The 17,330-nt window shown below is 53.3% G+C and carries 17 protein-coding genes; 12 read left to right on the forward strand and 5 right to left on the reverse strand.

The features are described 5' to 3' along the window. From citD to citF, 3 genes are all read left to right on the forward strand, one after another. The coding region (citD, locus tag D1646_RS17325; RefSeq protein ID WP_243154228.1) for a citrate lyase acyl carrier protein at positions 1 to 270 on the forward strand (270 nt) is incomplete at its 5' end. After that, entirely contained in the window at positions 263 to 1,162 is a 900-nt protein-coding gene (locus D1646_RS17330; protein WP_160637669.1) for an aldolase/citrate lyase family protein, read from the forward strand. The genes citD and D1646_RS17330, both read left to right, overlap by 8 nt. Beyond that, on the forward strand, positions 1,159 to 2,721 hold the full coding sequence (citF, locus tag D1646_RS17335; RefSeq protein WP_160637670.1) for a citrate lyase subunit alpha: 1,563 nt from the start codon (positions 1,159 to 1,161) through the stop codon (positions 2,719 to 2,721). Before D1646_RS17330 ends, citF begins: the two co-directional genes overlap by 4 nt. Here citF and D1646_RS17340 read toward each other — a convergent pair. Continuing rightward, positions 2,708 to 3,679, reverse strand: coding sequence for a LysR family transcriptional regulator (locus D1646_RS17340; protein WP_160637671.1), 972 nt, complete (start codon positions 3,677 to 3,679; stop codon positions 2,708 to 2,710). The two genes, citF and D1646_RS17340, sit on opposite strands and share 14 nt — an antisense overlap. A 79-nt stretch (positions 3,680 to 3,758) precedes the next feature. On the opposite strand from D1646_RS17340, the gene D1646_RS17345 reads away from it, so the two are divergent. The 7 genes from D1646_RS17345 (at position 3,759) to D1646_RS17375 (ending at position 10,970) form a co-directional block, all read left to right on the forward strand. Then, the gene (locus D1646_RS17345) at positions 3,759 to 4,937 is read left to right on the forward strand and encodes a PrpF domain-containing protein (RefSeq protein ID WP_243154229.1); all 1,179 of its coding nucleotides are present in this window, start codon (positions 3,759 to 3,761) and stop codon (positions 4,935 to 4,937) included. A gap of 49 nt (positions 4,938 to 4,986) precedes the next feature. Next, the gene (locus tag D1646_RS17350; protein WP_160637672.1) at positions 4,987 to 6,156 is read left to right on the forward strand and encodes a PrpF domain-containing protein; all 1,170 of its coding nucleotides are present in this window, start codon (positions 4,987 to 4,989) and stop codon (positions 6,154 to 6,156) included. A 30-nt stretch (positions 6,157 to 6,186) separates the two neighbouring features. Beyond that, positions 6,187 to 6,723, forward strand: a complete 537-nt coding sequence (locus D1646_RS17355) for a tripartite tricarboxylate transporter TctB family protein (protein WP_160637673.1) — start codon at positions 6,187 to 6,189, stop codon at positions 6,721 to 6,723. Positions 6,724 to 6,735: 12 nt separating this feature from the next. Next, complete coding sequence (locus D1646_RS17360) at positions 6,736 to 8,220, forward strand: tripartite tricarboxylate transporter permease (protein WP_160637674.1); 1,485 nt, start codon at positions 6,736 to 6,738, stop codon at positions 8,218 to 8,220. A gap of 11 nt (positions 8,221 to 8,231) precedes the next feature. Continuing rightward, positions 8,232 to 9,221 (forward strand): tripartite tricarboxylate transporter substrate binding protein, encoded by a 990-nt coding sequence (locus D1646_RS17365; RefSeq protein ID WP_160637675.1) that lies wholly within the window; start codon positions 8,232 to 8,234, stop codon positions 9,219 to 9,221. An 80-nt stretch (positions 9,222 to 9,301) separates the two neighbouring features. Then, positions 9,302 to 9,883: a nitroreductase family protein gene (locus D1646_RS17370; protein WP_160637676.1), complete on the forward strand. Its 582-nt coding sequence runs from the start codon at positions 9,302 to 9,304 to the stop codon at positions 9,881 to 9,883. A 28-nt stretch (positions 9,884 to 9,911) separates the two neighbouring features. Continuing rightward, positions 9,912 to 10,970, forward strand: a complete 1,059-nt coding sequence (locus D1646_RS17375) for an AbrB family transcriptional regulator (RefSeq protein WP_160637677.1) — start codon at positions 9,912 to 9,914, stop codon at positions 10,968 to 10,970. An 86-nt stretch (positions 10,971 to 11,056) separates the two neighbouring features. Here D1646_RS17375 and D1646_RS17380 read toward each other — a convergent pair whose 3' ends face one another. Further along, complete coding sequence (locus tag D1646_RS17380) at positions 11,057 to 11,989, reverse strand: LysR family transcriptional regulator (protein ID WP_160637678.1); 933 nt, start codon at positions 11,987 to 11,989, stop codon at positions 11,057 to 11,059. Between the two features lie 133 nt (positions 11,990 to 12,122). Between D1646_RS17380 and D1646_RS17385 the strand changes: the two genes are divergently transcribed. Both D1646_RS17385 and D1646_RS17390 read left to right on the forward strand, forming a co-directional pair. After that, a complete protein-coding gene (locus D1646_RS17385; RefSeq protein ID WP_160637679.1) occupies positions 12,123 to 13,301 on the forward strand; it encodes a M20 family metallopeptidase in 1,179 nt (392 codons plus the stop codon). A 45-nt stretch (positions 13,302 to 13,346) separates the two neighbouring features. Next, positions 13,347 to 14,189 carry an Ldh family oxidoreductase gene (locus D1646_RS17390; protein ID WP_347565248.1) on the forward strand — a complete coding sequence of 281 codons (843 nt, stop codon included), beginning with the start codon at positions 13,347 to 13,349 and terminating at the stop codon, positions 14,187 to 14,189. A gap of 96 nt (positions 14,190 to 14,285) precedes the next feature. Here the strand turns inward: D1646_RS17390 and D1646_RS17395 are convergent, their stop codons facing one another. The 3 genes from D1646_RS17395 to D1646_RS23430 are packed head-to-tail and all read right to left on the reverse strand — an operon-like array spanning position 14,286 to position 16,204. Beyond that, complete coding sequence (locus D1646_RS17395) at positions 14,286 to 15,260, reverse strand: DUF6744 family protein (protein ID WP_160637680.1); 975 nt, start codon at positions 15,258 to 15,260, stop codon at positions 14,286 to 14,288. Between the two features lie 14 nt (positions 15,261 to 15,274). Then, positions 15,275 to 15,955 (reverse strand): toprim domain-containing protein, encoded by a 681-nt coding sequence (locus D1646_RS17400; RefSeq protein ID WP_243154230.1) that lies wholly within the window; start codon positions 15,953 to 15,955, stop codon positions 15,275 to 15,277. 60 nt (positions 15,956 to 16,015) lie between these two features. After that, positions 16,016 to 16,204 (reverse strand): hypothetical protein, encoded by a 189-nt coding sequence (locus D1646_RS23430; protein ID WP_243154232.1) that lies wholly within the window; start codon positions 16,202 to 16,204, stop codon positions 16,016 to 16,018. Positions 16,205 to 17,330 lie beyond the last annotated feature (1,126 nt).

Consider the following 17,330-nt stretch of genomic DNA (forward strand, 5'->3'; position numbering starts at 1 on the left):
CTGGAGTCCAGCGATGTACAGATCACCCTGCGCCCCAATCCCGGGCAAGGCATCCAAATCAATCTGCAAAGCGATGTGAAAGCCATGTTCGGCGACGCCATTGAGGCCACCGTGCGGAACGTCCTGGCGGAGTTCGACGTGAAGGACGCCCTGGTGGACGTGAACGACAAGGGCGCCCTGGACTTTGCCATCCGGGCCCGAATGGAGTGTGCCGTCTGTCGCGCGGCGGAGGTCGGCTTTGATTGGGGAAGGAGTGATCCCAATGGCTGAAAATCATCTGATGCGCACCTCCATGTACGCCGGGGGCACCAGCCCTGTGAAGATGATCCAGGCGGGCTTCTACAATGAGGACTGTCTGGTGTACGACCTGGAGGACTCGGTGTCCGCCGGGGAGAAGGACGCCGCCCGCCTACTAGTGTACAACGCGGTGAAGTATCAGCGCCCCCAGGGCAAGTACATCCTGATCCGGGTCAACGGCATCTACTCCAAGGAGCTGGACGAGGACCTGGAGGCCGCTGTCCGGGCTCAGCCCGACGCCATCCGCATTCCCAAGGTGGAGTACGCCGAGGAGGTCAAAAAAATTGACGCCAAAATTGGCGCCATCGAGGAAAAAGCCGGCCTGCCTGTGGGGGGCATCCAGCTCTGGTGCAATATTGAGTCCTATTTGGGTGTGCTCAACGCTATGGAGATCGCCAAGGCCAGTCCCCGGGTTGCCGCTATGGCGCTGGGAGCGGAGGACTTCACCGCCAGCATGAGTGCCCAGCGCACCAAGCCGGGCTGGGAGATCTTCCACGCCCGCAACGCCATCCTCATGGCCTGCCGTGCGGCGGGCATCTCCGCCCAGGACGCGGTGTTTTCCGATATCAACGACGCCGAGGGGCTGAAGGCCGACCTGGATATGACCCGGGCTCTGGGCTTTGACGGCAAGACCTGCGTCCACCCCAGGCAGATCGACACGGTAAACGCCTGCTTTACCCCCTCCCAGAAGGAGATCCGAAACGCCCAGCGGGTGCTGGAGGCTCTGGACGAGGCCGCCCGGAACCACACTGGCGTGTGTGTGCTGGACGGCGGCATGGTGGATAAGCCGATGGAACTGCGGGCCCGCACCACTCTAGCAAAGGCTGAGGCGGCGGGCATCAAGATCGGGGGTGCGCTGAAATGATGGTAAACAGTCTGGGCCGTGAGCTGCCGGAGCGGGTAGGAGATTATGTGGTCAAGCCCTATCGGGGGGCCTATGAGCCGCAAGCCTTTACGGGTACTGTGGTCACGAAGCGCAGCGCTGGGCACAGGATTCCCGGGGACACCAAGCTGCTGCCCGATTTGAAGGAGGCCATTCTCGCCTCCGGGCTGAAGGACGGCATGACCGTCTCCTTCCACCACTCTTTCCGGGAGGGGGATCAGATCATCGGCCAGGTGCTCACAGTCATCCGGGAACTGGGGATCAAGGGACTGCGATTTGCCCCCAGCGCCGTGGTGAACATCAAAAATCCCTCTATTGTAGACTTTGTGAAGGACGGCACCATCGACCGCATCGAGGCCAGCGGTATCCGGGGCCAGCTGGGCGACGCAGTGCTGGCCGGGGAAATGGAAACCCCTGTAATCCTCCGACCTCATGGGGCCCGCCCCAGGGCCATTGAGGCGGGGGAGCTGCAAATCGACGTAGCCTTCATCGGGGCCTCCGCCGCCGATGACTACGGTAACTGCACCGGCCAGATCGGCCCCAACGCCTGTGGCTCCCTAGGCTACTCCTTTGTAGACGCCCAGAACGCCGGCTGTGTGATCGTGGTTACCGATAATCTGGTGGACTACCCCTGCTGTCCGGCCAGCATCTCCCAGCAGCTGGTGGACTATGTGGTAAAGGTGGACTCCATCGGCGACCCTGCCAAGATCGGCGCAGGCGCCGCCCGGCTGACCAAGAATCCCCGAGATTTGCTCATTGCGGAGCGGACAGTGGAGCTGATTGCCGCCTCCCGCCTGTTCAAGGATGGTTTCTCCTTCCAGACCGGAGCGGGAGCGATCCCCATCGCCATTACCAAGTGCCTGGCGGAGAAGATGAAGGAGCGGGGCGTGAAGGCCAGCTTTGCCCTGGGTGGCATCCCCGCCGCCATCATCGACATGTATGACGAGGGCCTGGTGCGGGTAGTGGAATGCAGCCAGAGCTTCGACTCGGTGGCCGCCCGGGCGATTTACGACCGCCCCGGCGTGGTGGAGATTGACAACGCCGACTACGCTAACGCCTACAGCAAGGGCGGCTTCCTCAACCGGGAGAACTTCGGCGTGTTGGGGGCGCTGGAGGTGGACACCGACTTCAACGTGAACATCCTCACCGGCTCCTCCGGCGAGATGATGGGCGGCCTGGGCGGCGGGCCCGACGTGGCTGCCGGCGCGGCCATCTCCATCGTGACCCTGCCTATCATCCGGGGCCGCACGCCCTCAGTGGTGAAGAAGGTCTTTACCCTGTGTACTCCCGGCGAGACGGTGGCCGCCGTAGTCACCGAGGCGGGCATCGCCCTCAACCCGAAACACCGGAACTACCGGGAGTTGAAGGAGGACCTGAAGCAGACAAGCCTGAAGCTGGTGAGTATTGAGGAGCTCCAGCAGCTGGCCGAGTCCATGACCGGCGCGCCCAAGCCCATTGAGACCGCCGACAAGGTGACCTGCATCGTGGAGTATAGGGACGGCACTGTGATTGATGTCATTCGGGAGATCAAGAAGAACTAATCAAGGTGAGATTCTCAAAGGAAGCGCAGTTTTCTTTAATAAGCCGAATCAGGGCTCGCCCATAGGCGGGAAAAATCTTGCCTTTTCGCATGACCAGGACCAGTTGATTTGTAATACCCCGTCCCTTGATTGGGAAGATATGCAAATAGCTGTATTGGCCCTCCCGGTTCAGCTTTTGAATGGCGGGAACATACATGGACCAGCAGAAGCTGGCCGCATAGTCCCGTGCCGTCATCATACCGTGGAGGTCCAGCTGGCCCAGCTCCATCACACAGTTTAACTGAATCTGGTGACTTTGACAGTAGTCTTCAATAGATCTTCTGGAGACAAGATTTTTCCGCCCCATAACAAAGGGCACATGCTGAAACTGAGACAAATTTACTCCGCTGGCAAAGTCCTGTATGCATTGAGGGTAGCGGTTTGGGAAGTAGGTCTTCAGCATATTGTCAGAGATGATCAGATACATCCGCTCATCCAGTACAGGCTGAAAGACCAACTGCTTGCTGCTGATATCGCTTTTGTTCAGCAGGACCATATCCAGTTCCCCTTCCAGAACTCGTTCACTGAGTTTTTTGGAATCAGGATTGGACTGTGCCTCCAGGATCACATCTGGGTACATCCTTTTGAATTGAGCCAACAGATCAGGAACTAGGATGCGATACCGTCCATCTGTCGTTCCGAATACGACGTTGCCCAGTTTGGCCTGCCGGATATCATCAAGCTGGCTGTCCAGATTTTCCTCCAGTAGCTGCATCTGTCGAATCGTATCCAAGTATGCTTGTCCGGCAGGTGTCAGCATCAATTTGGGGGTACGCTCAAAAAAGGTGACCCTGTATTCCTGTTCCAGGTTTTTCAGATACCTGCTGAGGCACTGGTGAGAAATAAACAGCTTTCTGGCGGCCTTTGAAATATTCCCCTCATCGGCCAAAGCGATAAAGTAATGGTAATTGTTAAACATCAACAGCGCCTCCCATCCTTGGTACAATTTATTTTAGCATAAAGTCCTATCAGATACAAAAGGAAAGTGAGGTTTTATTTTGGAAAGTTATAAACCAAACCGCAAGATTCCCTGTGTCTATATGCGTGGAGGTACATCCAAGGCACTGTTTTTTCATGACAGGGATCTGCCTCAGGACATGGAGGCACGGGATAAAGTGATCCTCAGCGCTTTCGGCTCTCCGGATCGCCGCCAGATTGACGGCATGGGCGGTGCGAACACCTCTACCAGTAAGGTGGCCGTGATCAAAAAAAGTGACCGGCCTGGTATCGACGTGGATTACGACTTTGGGCAGGTAGATGTGTTTGCCCCCATCGTAGGAAAAACCATGAACTGCGGCAACATCTCCTCCGCAGTGGGGCCTTTTGCGATCGATGAAGGGTTGGTAGAAGCGGTGGAGCCTATGACTGAGGTACATATCTTCAATACCAACACCCAAAAGGAGATCATTGCTCAGGTCCCGGTGAAGGACGGCCGAGCTGTCACCGAGGGGGATTTTTCCATTGATGGTGTTCCCGGAACTGCGGCTAAAGTGCTGTTAAAGTTTGTCTCCCCCCAGGGAGCGGCTTCTGGCAAGCTGCTCCCCACTGGTCAGCCTAAGAACATCATTGAGATTGAGAGCAAGGAGTATGAATACAGCTTCGTGGATGCCGCCAATCCGGTGATATTTGTCCACCCAGAGGATTTTGGCGTGACTGGCACGGAAACACCCGCTCAATTCAACGCCCTGCCTGACTGTGAGGAAATCTGCCGCAAGCTGGAGATCATCCGTGGGACCGGGGCCATTCTGCTCGGCTTTGCCAAAGACCTGGAGGACGCCAGGGTCAATAGTCAGACACTTCCGAAAATTGCTTTTGCCACTAAGCCGACAGATTATACCGCCGGCAGCGGCAAGGCCATTGGTGCCGAACAAATTGATTTGGTTGGCCGGTTGTTCTCTGTCAACATGAAGATGATCGATGCCTATATGGGTACCGGCGCCATCTGCACCGTCACCGCGGCCAATACACCTGGCACCATTGTCAACGAGATTGTCTGCGGCGGCGGAAAACACCCGGACGACCATGCGCCCCATGTTCGCATTGGTCACCCCTGGGGAATTATGGACGTCTACGCAGATCTTCAGGATAACGAGGATGGCACTCACACAGTCCTCAGCGGCAACCTGGAACGCACCGCCCGCCGTATTATGGAGGGCAGCGTCTACGTCCGGGACTAAACTATGCGCCATTCTCCGCAGCCAAAATTGATTGAATGAGGTGTATTGAATGTATCGTGAATTCTTTACTCTACCCTGTTCCATTATCCGTGGCGGTACCAGTAAGGGCATCTATTTTCTGGAAAGCTCCCTTCCTCCCGCCGGCGAACTGAGAGATAAGATACTCCTGGCCGCATTCGGAAGCCCTGACATTCGCCAAATCGATGGCTTGGGTGGTGCCAACTCTCTGACCAGCAAGGTCTGTATTATTGGCCCCTCTCAGCGTGAGGACGCCGATGTGGACTACACTTTTGGCCAGGTCAGTGTTGACAAGGCCATTATTGACTGGCGAGGCAACTGCGGAAACCTGACCGCCGGTGTAGGCATCTTCGCCATTGCTCAGAACCTGATGAAGGTCCATGAGCCCGAGACTACGGTGCGTATCTATAACACCAACAGCGACAAGATCATTCATGCCACCTATAAAGTCCGTGACGGCCATGTGCTCTCCGACGGAGATTACGCCATTCCGGGCGTCCCCGGAACCGGAGTTAAGATCCTGATCGACTTTCTTGACCCGGCCGGCTCTATTACAGGGAAGCTCCTGCCCACCGGCAACACAAAAGATATCATCGACCTGGAAGAGCAAGGCAAGTTTACGGTCTCCATCGTGGACGCGGGCAACCCCGTGGTCTACCTTATCCCAGAGGAAATCGGACTGAAGGGCACCGAACTTCCTGTGGAGGTTGAGAGTATGCCCAAGGTCCTCAAGCTGATCGAGGATATCCGCAGCGTGGCCGCGGAGATGATCGGTATTGTGCCTGACCGTGCTGTTGCCACAGCCAAATCTCCTGCCTACCCCAAAATCGGGTTTGTTTCTGTCCCCCGGGACTACGTCAATCCGGAGGGAGTGCTTATTAAGGCCGAAGAGGTCGACCTGGTTGCCCGCTTGGCCTCCATGCAAAAAATGCACCGGGCGTATATGATTACCGGTGCCATCAGCACAGGAGCAGCGGCGCAGATCCCCGGCACGGTGGTACACGACGTGATCAGCGAGCGCGCCAAAAATTCTAATACCCTTATCATTGGCAACCCTTACGGCCCCATGGAGGTTGTGGTCACTAAGGAGGGAGAGAATATCCGAAGGGAGGCTGTCTACCGCACTGCCCGTAAGATTTTGGACGGCAGCGTCTATATCCCCTACTCCCGCATTTATGGTGATCAGCGTCCGGAATTATGACCTTAACTACAAAAGAACAGGAGGCCCTACATGGAAAACGAGAATAAAAATGCGTCTCCCGTCGGCCTGACTCCAGAGCAGGAGCAGTCCATCAAAAACCACCAGACTAACTTGATCGCCTACAGCGCAACAACACTGTTTGGTGTTCTAATGGCGACTGTCCTGATCCCCAATTTCGTTCGGCTGAAAAAGAACGCAGATTTTGGCCCGGAAAAATTCCCTTACATTGTTGCGGGCCTTTTTATCTTCTTGGGCATTATCGGTATTGTTCTGGAAATCGTTAACGCCCGTAAAGAAGGTGTCAATATCCCGCTCCCCAAGCTCCAATTGAAGCAGTATATTCCTCAGGCCATTCTGATTCTCTCCGGCTTTGTCTTTATTGGCGTTGCCAGCGTTCTGGGATTCCTGATCGCCTCCGTAATTTTTATGGCGTTCTGGTTGTTCCTGTATGGCAGCAATCGACTGAAGATCAATATTATATGGGCCCTTGTCTACGGTGTTCTGATCTATCTGCTGTTCAGCCAGGTCCTGGGGATCCGCTTTACAGGCGGCATCCTCGGGTTTTAAGGAGGACACGCTATGGAAATTATTTTTGACGCCTTCGCAAGCTTTCTGAACATTCAGACGATTTTGTTCCTGTTTATTGGCGTAGCCGTAGGTATCCTGGGCGGCTCCCTTCCGGGTATCAGTCCCAGTATGACAATTTCCTTGCTGCTGCCGCTTACGTTGAAGATGGACATCACCAATGCCGTAGCTCTTTTGATGGGAGCCTACCAGGGAGCTATGATGGGCGGTTCCATCTCTGCGATCCTGATCAACGCCCCTGGTACAGCCAGCGCCGCGGCAACCATGCTGGATGGCTATCCCATGAACCAGAAAGGACAGACACGTAAGGCATTGCAGACGGCTCTCTATGCCTCTTGCGCCGGCGGTCTGGTAGGAACTTTTATGCTGGTCTGCTTTGCCAGTGCTCTGGCAAGCCTGGCGCTGAAATTCGGAGCGCCCGAGTACTTCGGGATTATGTGCCTGTCCCTGTCCCTGATCGCCTCCATCTCCGGTAAATCCCTATTGAAAGGTCTTATCTCCGCTACGATCGGGCTTTTCATCGCAATGATTGGGCTGGACCCCATCTACGGCACCGCCCGATTTACCTTCGGAACAACCAATTTGAATGATGGTATCGATCAGCTTGCCGTATTTATTGGTTCCTTCGCTGTTGCCGAGTTGATGTTCCAACTGGGCGAAGGCCGTAATGAGTTGAATAAGAAACCTGAGCAACTAAACCGAAAGGATTCCAGCCTGTCCCTTGGAGAATTTTTAGGGCAGTGGTTTAACATCATCCGTTCCGGTATTCTTGGGGCGTTGATCGGCATTCTGCCCGGTGTTGGAGGTGCAACGGCCAGTTTTGTATCCTACGCCGCTGCTCAGAAACAATCTAAGCACCCTGAAAAGTTCGGTACTGGTATTGTAGATGGTGTGGTTGCTGCTGAGGCTTCCAACAATGCTGTCTGTGGTGGCGCACTGGTCCCTCTGCTTGCCCTAGGCATTCCCGGCGACGTGGTTACTGCTGTTATGCTTGGTGCTTTTGTGGCCCTGGGCATTACGCCCGGTCCCTTGCTGTTCCAGGACAGTCTGGATACTGTGTACGCTGTTTACATTGCCATGGGCCTTGCCATTGTGGTGCTTGCCATCGTTGGTACGGTCGGCGTTCCGGTCTTCGCCAAAGTCATGGGGACTCGCAAATCTATTCTGCTCCCCTCTGTATTCCTGATCTGCTTCGTGGGCACCTACGCAGTCCGGGGCAGCTATTTTACTTGTGGGATGATGCTTCTCTTTGGCGTGCTGGCATTTCTCCTGCGCAAGGCGAAGTTCCCGCTCCCGCCCTTGATCATCGCGTTCGTCATCGGCGGCTCTCTGGAGTCCAATTTCCGCCGTAGCTTACTCTACAATGCGGAACTGGGCTGGAAAATCTTCTTTACCCATCCTATGACCTTGACGTTCCTGCTCGCCGCTGTTGTGCTGGCTGTCCTGCTGGCACGTGGCAATAAGACAAAGAAGAATTAGGAGGAAAACAAATGAAACGGTTTTTGGCGCTTGCACTTTCCCTTGTAATGGCGATCTCCATCACTGCCTGCGGCAACTCCGGCAGCGGATCCGGAACTGGCGGCGGAGGGAAGGAGTATCCTTCCGGCAACATCGACATGGCGGTTGGCTTTAAGGCCGGCGGTGGGACTTACCTCTCCGCTCAGCTGCTGACCAATTACAACGATATCTTCGGCACGGCAATCAACCTGGTGGAAAAAGCCGGCAGCGGCGGCGCTATTGCGGCCGACTACATTGCCAATTCCAAGGCGGACGGTTATACCACCCTGTTCACCACCGCTGCTCTGCCCATTTCTATCGTCATGGGCGATGTGGAGTTTGCCCCTGAAGACTTGGTTGCTGTTGCCCAGTGTACGGAGGTCAACGAGGTAATTGCGGTTGCGGCCGATGCCCCCTATAACAATGTTGAGGAGCTCATCGCTTACTGCAATGAGAATCCCGGAGATTTTGTTTGGACCTATCCTGGCACCGGTTCCTCTCTGCACATCATGGGCACCTATGTTCTGGATGGCATGGGTATTCTGGATAAGACGACCAGTATCCCCTATGACTCCACTTCTGAGGCCATCGCAGCCATCATGGGTGGCCATATCTCCGCTTGCAGTATGTTCACCACTTCTATTGGTGATTATGTTGAGGCTGGTGAGCTGAAGATCATCGGTATTCTGGCTGAGGAGCGCAATCCTGATTTTGACTACATTCCCACCTACAAGGAGCAGGGTGTTGATATTCAGCCGATCACCGTGTGGCGCGGCGTTTTCGCACCCGCTGACACACCTGCCGAGATCCTGAATTATCTGGATGAGAAGCTAACCGAAATCTGCACCAGCGACGATTTTGCTGAGCGCGCCCGTGCTCTGGGCGAGACCCCGGCCCATGTCGGCATGGAAGAATTTAACAAAAAATACCAGGAAGAAATTGAACTTTACAGACCCATCCTGGAATCTCTGGGACTGGCTTAACGGAATGGTTACTTAAAAAAATCAATGCGGCGCAGGCGGGCATTCCCGTCTGCGCCAACTTAAATATAGGAGGCTTCTTTATGAATGAAATTATCGATGTTATGGTCAAGCGGCGCAGTATTCGGCACTACCTAGCGAAACAGATCAGCAACGATGATCTGAACTGCATCCTTACCGCTGGACTTTACGCTGCTAACGGCGGAAATCTACAGCATCCGCGCTTTATTGCCGTGCAGGACCCAGAAATTCTGTCCAACCTGGTTAAAACTGTTCGTGAAGAGCTGATGATCCAGGAAATCAAGGAGGGGCAGTATAAAAACAAGTCGATCAAAGCCGCGCAGGCATCTGAAGACTATAATTTTCTATTTCATGCTCCTACTCTTATTATAGTAATTTCTGATCGTTCTTGGGGCAACTCCATGGCGGACAGTGCCAGTTGTCTGCAAAATATGCAGTTAGCGGCCTATTCCTTGGAGTTGGGGGCCTGCTGGGTAAATCAGCTTCATTGGTTGACCGATACCCCCTCAATCCGGAAAATTGTTGAAGGTCTTGGCATGTCTCCGGAGGAGGATATCTATGGCAGCATGGCGGTGGGCTGTCCCGCCAATCCTCTGCCGTCTCCTCCAGCACGAAAAGAAGGGCGTATCATAATTCATCGTTGATCTTGGAGTGGTTGAGAGGTGAACTAATATGTGGATGATATTAACAATTCTGGTTGCCTCTGTCACAGGATTTTGTTTATTAAAATTAAGGGTTCCTGGCGGAATGTTGGTTGGCGCAATAATCGGAGCGGCGGCATTAAGTCTGATAACACAGAAAGCTTTTATTTATCCCGAGACCCGAATCCTTGCCCAGTCGCTCACCGGAGCTTACATCGGCTGCATGGTAACAAGGCAGGATGTGTGCCATCTGCCCAAACTGATCAAGCCGTATCTACTGGTGATGGGGAGTCTCCTAGCCTTGAACATTTGTATGGGGATAGCCATTTACGCCTTGACGGACTTTGATTTATTGACCTGCCTGTTCTGCGCTGCTCCAGGAGGAGTTTCAGACACGCCGCTAATTGCGATGGATGTGGGAGCGGATGCCTCCATCGTGGCGGTCATGCAGTTTGTCCGTATGCTGTTCGGTATGGGCTGCCTACCCTCTATCATTTTGCTCAGCGACAGAATGATAGAGCCAGGACACCTCCCGCAGCAGCAGGAAGGAACACAGTCTAGCCCCTCAAAGTCGAACGCAGACAGGAAGCCTACCCTGATTGGCTTTTTGCCCGTCTTTTCCGTTGCGCTGGCGGCAGGAACACTGGGAAAATGTTCTGGAATGCCGGCGGGAACTATGTCTGCCGCACTGATTGTGACCGCCGCAATCAATATCTCAGGAAAATGTTCCGGAATGCCTATGTGGCTGCGCCGGGTGGCTCAAGTCATTTCCGGATGCTGTATTGGTTCCGGCATCATGCGAGAACAGGTTCTTCGGATGAGGCAGATGATTCTTCCTGCCGTCCTCTTATGCCTGGGATACATTGTCTGCTGTATTGGCGTCGGCTATATCATGTCAAAACTGTTTCATATCGAATTGCGTGAGTCTATGCTTACATTGTCCCCTGCGGGTGCAACTGAAATGGCGCTGATTGCCGCTGATCTGGGTGTGGAAAGTGCAAATCTGGTTGTTCTGCAGCTCTGTCGTCTTGTTGGGGTTATGGTTCTATTTCCACATATATTCCGATTGATTGTGACAGTGTTCGGATAATTTAATCTTGATTACACCGCCAATTAAGCGGCAAGTTAACAACGAAAGCGGCCGTCCCTCTGCCTAAATACGGAGGGACGGCCATTTCACAGCAGGCTGGATTGCTCGAAGTATGTTTTTGTAAACTCAATAAAATCTTCTTCATATGCACTTAAAAAATGGTCACGGCGATAACAGATGCAGGATGAGATACGGTAATCAATATTACGGATAGGAAATTTTAGGATGCGCTTCGTATCAAGAGACTGATTCAAGGATGTGGTGGAATAGAGGATTCCTGCACCGATTCCTTTTATACAGGCCGATAATGCGACCGCCTGGTGCGTTTCAAGGATAGGCTTAATCTTTAGCTTATGTTCCCTTATATGATAATCAAGCGCCTCTCTGACACGCCATCCACGAACTGGAAATATCATTGGCACATCCTGTATTTCTGCTAATGTAATTCCACCTTCCAACCCGCGCTCTATCTGTTCATCAGAAAAATTTGTATACCGCCTTAAAACATCCTCTCGCACCGCTGCAATTAAATGTATGTCAATAAGCGGAACTGTTGTTATGACATTATTTTTGCTGACAGAAGTACCAATGTAGAGGTCCAGTTGTCCAGCCACAGTCTGATCCTCTAAATCGGCGCTGTTGCTGGTAATAGCAGCCACCTCAATTTTAGGATACCGTTGATAAAATTGCTGCAAAATTGGTGGAAGGTAATCCTCTGCCAGAACCCCGGAGAATCCCAGCATCATTTTTCCGATTTGCCCCTCTTCGATTTCTTTTAGTTCTGCCAATATCTCTTTCTTCAGACGGAGAATTTCACATGCCGTTTCCGCAAGCCGGTCTCCCGCATAAGTCGGTGTAAGAATCGGATATCTGGTAAATAGCGCAGTTCCACAAGTTTGCTCCAGCTTATGGATATGAACCGACAAACTTTGCTGGCTGATAAACAGCCGCCTGGCTGCGGCAGTAATACTGTGCTCCTCATAGACGGTTAAAAAATATTGTAATGATTGAAAGGTCATTGTTATCCCTCGTTCACAATATAAACATTGTTTTCAATAGCACTTTTATATGTTGGACAGTTGTATCATATCATGTTATTCTAAAATTAGCAATAGATTATTGCAAAAAGTGTGAAATAAGGGAGGGAAGACGATGAGCGACTTAGAAGTTCAAATCAGCAAATATCTGGAAGAAGCGATACAGCTTCGACGGCAAATCCACCAGAACCCAGAACTTGGCATGGAAGAGCACATGACCACTCAACTCATTCAAAAGCGATTAGCCCAATATGGAATTGAACTTGAGCACTGGGAACTGGAAACCGGGGTCAGCGCAATTATCCGTGGAGGCAAGCCTGGCCAGACCATTGCGCTGCGTGCAGACATTGACGCGTTGCCCATGGAAGAATCAAGCGGGCTGCCTTTTGCGTCCCAGCACAAGGGAGTTTGTCACTCTTGCGGCCACGATATCCACACAGCGTATTTGCTTCTGGTTGCCAGGGTTTTGCAGGAAAACAGAGCGTCTTTAGTAGGCAATGTCCGCCTTCTATTCCAACCGGCCGAGGAACTGGGCTCTGGAGCAAAGTATATGGTTGAAAAAGGGGCTTTTACCCAACAACCTGTAATGGACCAAATCGTAGGTGTCCATGTGGCCACGGAACTTCCCGTCGGACATATTGGGCTGATTAAAGGGCCGGCCAGTGCAAGCTGTGATACGATTCGCATTACAGTCCATGGCTTTGGAGGACATGGGGCCCACCCGTCCAGATGTATTGACCCCATTGTTATTTCCGCTTACTTAATTGCCCAACTGCAAACCATTGTATCCAGAGAAATATCCCCCTTCCAGCCGGCTGTGCTGACCTTTGGGCAAATTTCGGGCGGGAAAGCTCCCAATGTAATCCCAGAGTCAGTTACCTTCTCGGGTACGCTGCGAACCTTTGACCACGAGGTCAGGGATCAGATCAAAGAAGCTGTCCGCCGTACCTGTCAAATGCACTGTCAGAGTATGAGAGCAACTGTGGATGTTGAAATCGAGGATGGAATCCCTCCGCTAATCCATGACGCCAGCATTGTGGACGGCTTGGAACAAGCTGCCATAAAGACTATTGGGGTGCAAAATATCATTTATCTCGCTCAGCCTAATTCCAGTTCAGATGATTTCTCCGTTTATCTGAACCATTGTCCGGGCGTCCGGTATCAGGTTGGTACCCGCACGGACGATCCAGCAACTCAAAAAGACGCTCATAATCCCGGGGTCGTATTCGACGAGGGCGCGTTGAAAACTGCTGCACTTGTCACATGCCAATATATTATGGACACTTTGAAGTAACATATAGGAGGAGCTTATGAAAACAAAAGAAAAATCAGAAGGCACATCAAAGCGCTTTGTCTTTCCGGACGTTCGAGTTCTCCTTCGTTAGTAATAGACGCTGGCAATACACTTGGTGCCCCCAGCGCACTATTTGCTATGGAAGCCTGCATCCGCAAAGCTGCTGAAACTGGTTGTTGCTTTGCCACAGTAAAAAACTCCAATCACTTTGGAACAGCCGCTTTTTATACTAAGATGGCCTCGGAAAAAGGCATGATTGGTTTTTCCTGCACCAATTTGACCGGAAAAATTGCCCCATATGGTGCCGCTGAGCCTTTTATGGGAACTAATCCCATTTCGGTTGCAGCGCCCTCCAACGATCTGCCCGTAGTTTTGGATATGACGCCAAGTGTAGTGGCACTGGGTAAACTGATACTGGCTCAAAAACTGGGTCAAAAAATTCCCTTGGGCTGGGCGTTGGATCAAGCGGGGAATCCCACTACTGACCCTGCGGAAGGTCGCAAGGGTTCCCTGATCCCGATTGGCGGTCCTAAGGGTAGCGGTATGGCAATTATAGTGGATATTCTCAGCGGCATTCTCAGTGGGGCCGGATATGGGCCGCATCTTCATGATCTTTATGAATTTGATGCTCCTCAGGGAGTAGGACACTTTATGGGTGCCATTGATATTGCGCACTTTATTGACTTGCATACGTTCAAAAACACCTTGTCAGCTATGATTAAAGAAATTAAAGAACTTCAAGTTGCACCTGGTTTTAACGAAATTCGGCTGCCCGGGGAACGTGCGCTCTCACTTATAGAAAAAAACCGTCTCGAAGGTATTGAACTGCCTGACCTTGTTTATCAGGAACTGCTGGAAATAGGTCAGACCTATGGGCTCAAATTATAATTATTTGTATGTAATATTACTTCTAATTTACTTGCTTTTATAATCGAAACAAAAAGTGCGGAGAGTTCTTTCTCTCCGCACTTAATTTAGATATTATTATGCCGCCTTTTGAAATCGGATACTATTCGCCCTCACCTGGAGTTCCTGAGCCAGGAATTTGAGCGTGTTGAACTCATCGTCCAGCCCATCCAGCTCCCGCTGAAGGACCTGCTCATAGTGCTTCTTTTTCTCCTCCAGGCCCTTGACTTTCAGCACCCAGCGGTCCATGACCGCCGGGCTCTGGCTCCCGGACTGGATCAGGTAATCGCACCGCTCCTGATAAGTAGCGATCTCCTTTTTCACCGCCGCATAGAACTCCTCGGTCATTTTGCCTCGCTGCTTCTCATCGTCTATGATGTAGAAGCTGTTCACCATCAGCGGGGTGTTGTTGCGATTGAGGTTACCCAGCAGAGTGATGAAGTCCTCGAAAATGTCCACTTTATCCATATATGTCCGGGGGACAAAGTACATGTGCCCCGCGATGCTCAGCTTGGTGGCATCCAGACTTCGCAGGAAATTGGTACAGATGGTCTCGATCTGCTTGCGATTGGCACACCGCTGGTAGAGTTCAAACAGCTCTTCCGCCTGGCGGCAGCAGCCCCGTACATCTACCACGTCGTCCATCATCAGGTTGTCGCAGCGGAATACATGATCCCGCTTGTCAAAGCTGATGTTGGCCAGCTTCTCATATTGGTTTGTTTTCTGATTCAGTGTCTCCTTTACCAGCTCCCGGGAGAGAATATCCGCCGTGTGCTTGTTGTCCCGGCAGTAGGCCAGGTAGATGTGGGTCTCGCCGCCAGTCGTGACGGGATAGCGCTCCCGGATATCTCCGGTAGCGGAGCGGAAGGCGTCCGAGACGGACAGCCGCTTGCCGCCAGTGTAGGGAATATCCATCTCCTCGCAGGGCTGGGACAGGGCTTCCTTCTCCACCAGGAGGTTGCTCAGGGAGAAATAGAGGAATTTGCCCAGCATATGCTCCTTGTCGCCCTGAGATGTACCAACAAAACCATTCATATCAAATACGTTGTCCATAATCTTTCCTTTCGTTACATTGCGGACACCCGGCTGAGGAGGTAGTCGTCCACCCCCTTGTAGGCCGAGTCCCATGTGTATTTTGTGTACTTCCACCGCTTGACTGCCTGTACTTCCTTCCGCATGGCGAGGATGGCTTTCCGGGCCTCCGGCTTGGTGTTCTGGTCCATATCCATCGCCTCTACGACTTCGGTGACACCCAGGTCAAGAAGGGTATCAGTCAGGCCGTTCAGCGAATTGACGCCGCCGACGCACACAAATAGGGCGTCGTGAGCCAGAAAGCTGGCCACATCCCCCTTCAATGGGCCCTCCGTCAAATAGGCCCGTTTGCTTGTGATATCGCCAGTGACATGGGCCCAGGAATAACTCCGGGTGCCGTTGGTCATGTCCCGGCTGGACAGCCAGCGGTACTTGCGGCCTGGATCATCAGCATCATCCAGACGAATTTTCAGCCCCTGAATCAGCCCCTCCTTATTCCGGACGGGAATCATCAGGCCATTGGGACCGGCCAGAGTCCAGTCGCCGTAGTAGGTACGGAAGCCGGGGACGCCCAGCAGCTCATGTCCGCAGGAGCGGAGTAGGGAGGCGAGAAGCCGCCGGCCCTGTTCCGACTCCGGCATACTGCGGTACTGGTTGCGGACAATCCGTTCCTCAGAAAGGCCCCGCTCTAGCAGGTTTTCATGGTGCTTGTCCAAAAGGGTCAAATGCGCCAGCATAGCGGAATAGGTGGCGTGCCGTTCCTCCAGGGAAACGGGCTACCGCTCTGTTTCTGTGTTTTGAGGAGTTGGCTGTTTGGGAAGAGGATACACATTGGTCCCCTTCGTCAACTCCTGATAGGCCTGTTTGTTGCTCACCCCGTTCAGCCGAGCGAACAGCGTGACGCTGTTGCCGTGAGCGCCGCAGAGGTTGCAGCGAAATTGATTGGTGGCGGTATTCAGGCTCAGATGGTATTTTCCCTTGCCGTGGTCGCCGCAGAAGGGGCAGCTTGCCTCGACCTCCCGCCGCCGAAGCGTCCGGGAGTCGAGAACAAGCCCACACCGCGGAGATCAGGGCCTTCAGCTCCTTGATTTCCTGCTTGTCCTGGGCAACCTGGCCGTCAAGGTCAGGCTGCTCCTGTTCGGATGCACGTTTGGCCGCGTTCAGCTCCGCGGCACACTGGCGGGTCTCCTCACGGCAGGCGAGGAGGCGGTCGTATTCCTGCTGAGACAGATTGCCGTACTCCAGGCTGGCGGACAGCCGCTGGATCTCTCCCCGCAGGCCGTCCGTCTGTCTGTCCTCCGTCAGCTTGTTTCTCTGCTGGGTGAGCGTCTCAATCTCATCCTGCATTTTAATGATGTCGTCCGACTGGAATTGGTCAAAGACCACTTGGGCCTTGGTATCCAGCTCCCGAAGCTGTTTAAGCTGGGACTGCTGCTCCCGTCCATCCGCCACAATGGCGTCAATGACCTTTTGGAGCGCCCCCTGTACCTCTGATAAGTTCTGTTCCGTCACCGGCCGGCGGCAGGTAGGACAGGCTACGCCAGGGGTAAAGGCTTTCATAATTTGAGCCTCCCGGCGATACCGATTCCCCAGCTCCGTCACCTGGGCGCTGGTATCCACGATGGCCTGGGTGTACTGGGACTGATACTGCTCCGCCCGGCGCTGGGCCAGCTTCTGCTGCAAGGCCAGAATCTGTGCGTCGATCTTCGCTGTACTGCCAGAACTCCGGGCCGCTTCCTCATAGCAGGCGCTCAATTCCACCAGCCGGGCCTCCATCTGAGCGCGATCCAAACCTGAAAAACGCTTGTTTTCCAAGGCGTTCAGCTCACTGTCCAGCAGGCTATGGCGCTCCGCCAGAGCGGTGACGGCCTGTTTCTGAGCCTCGGCCTGGGTACCGGCCTGATCCTTCTGCCCCTGGAGATAGATCAGGTGCTCCTCTAACTCCCGAATCTCCGCGCGCTTGCTTTTCAGAAAGGCGTCGGGAGAGAGAATGTTTACCCCCTCCAGGGCGGTCCGGGTGGCCTCGGAAAGCCTGTCCATTACCGACTCATGGGAGATCATGGGCAGGTACATCTCCAACAGGTTTTTGCC

It is taken from the genome of Pseudoflavonifractor sp. 60 (assembly GCF_009911645.1).
Lineage (GTDB): Bacteria > Bacillota > Clostridia > Oscillospirales > Oscillospiraceae > Lawsonibacter.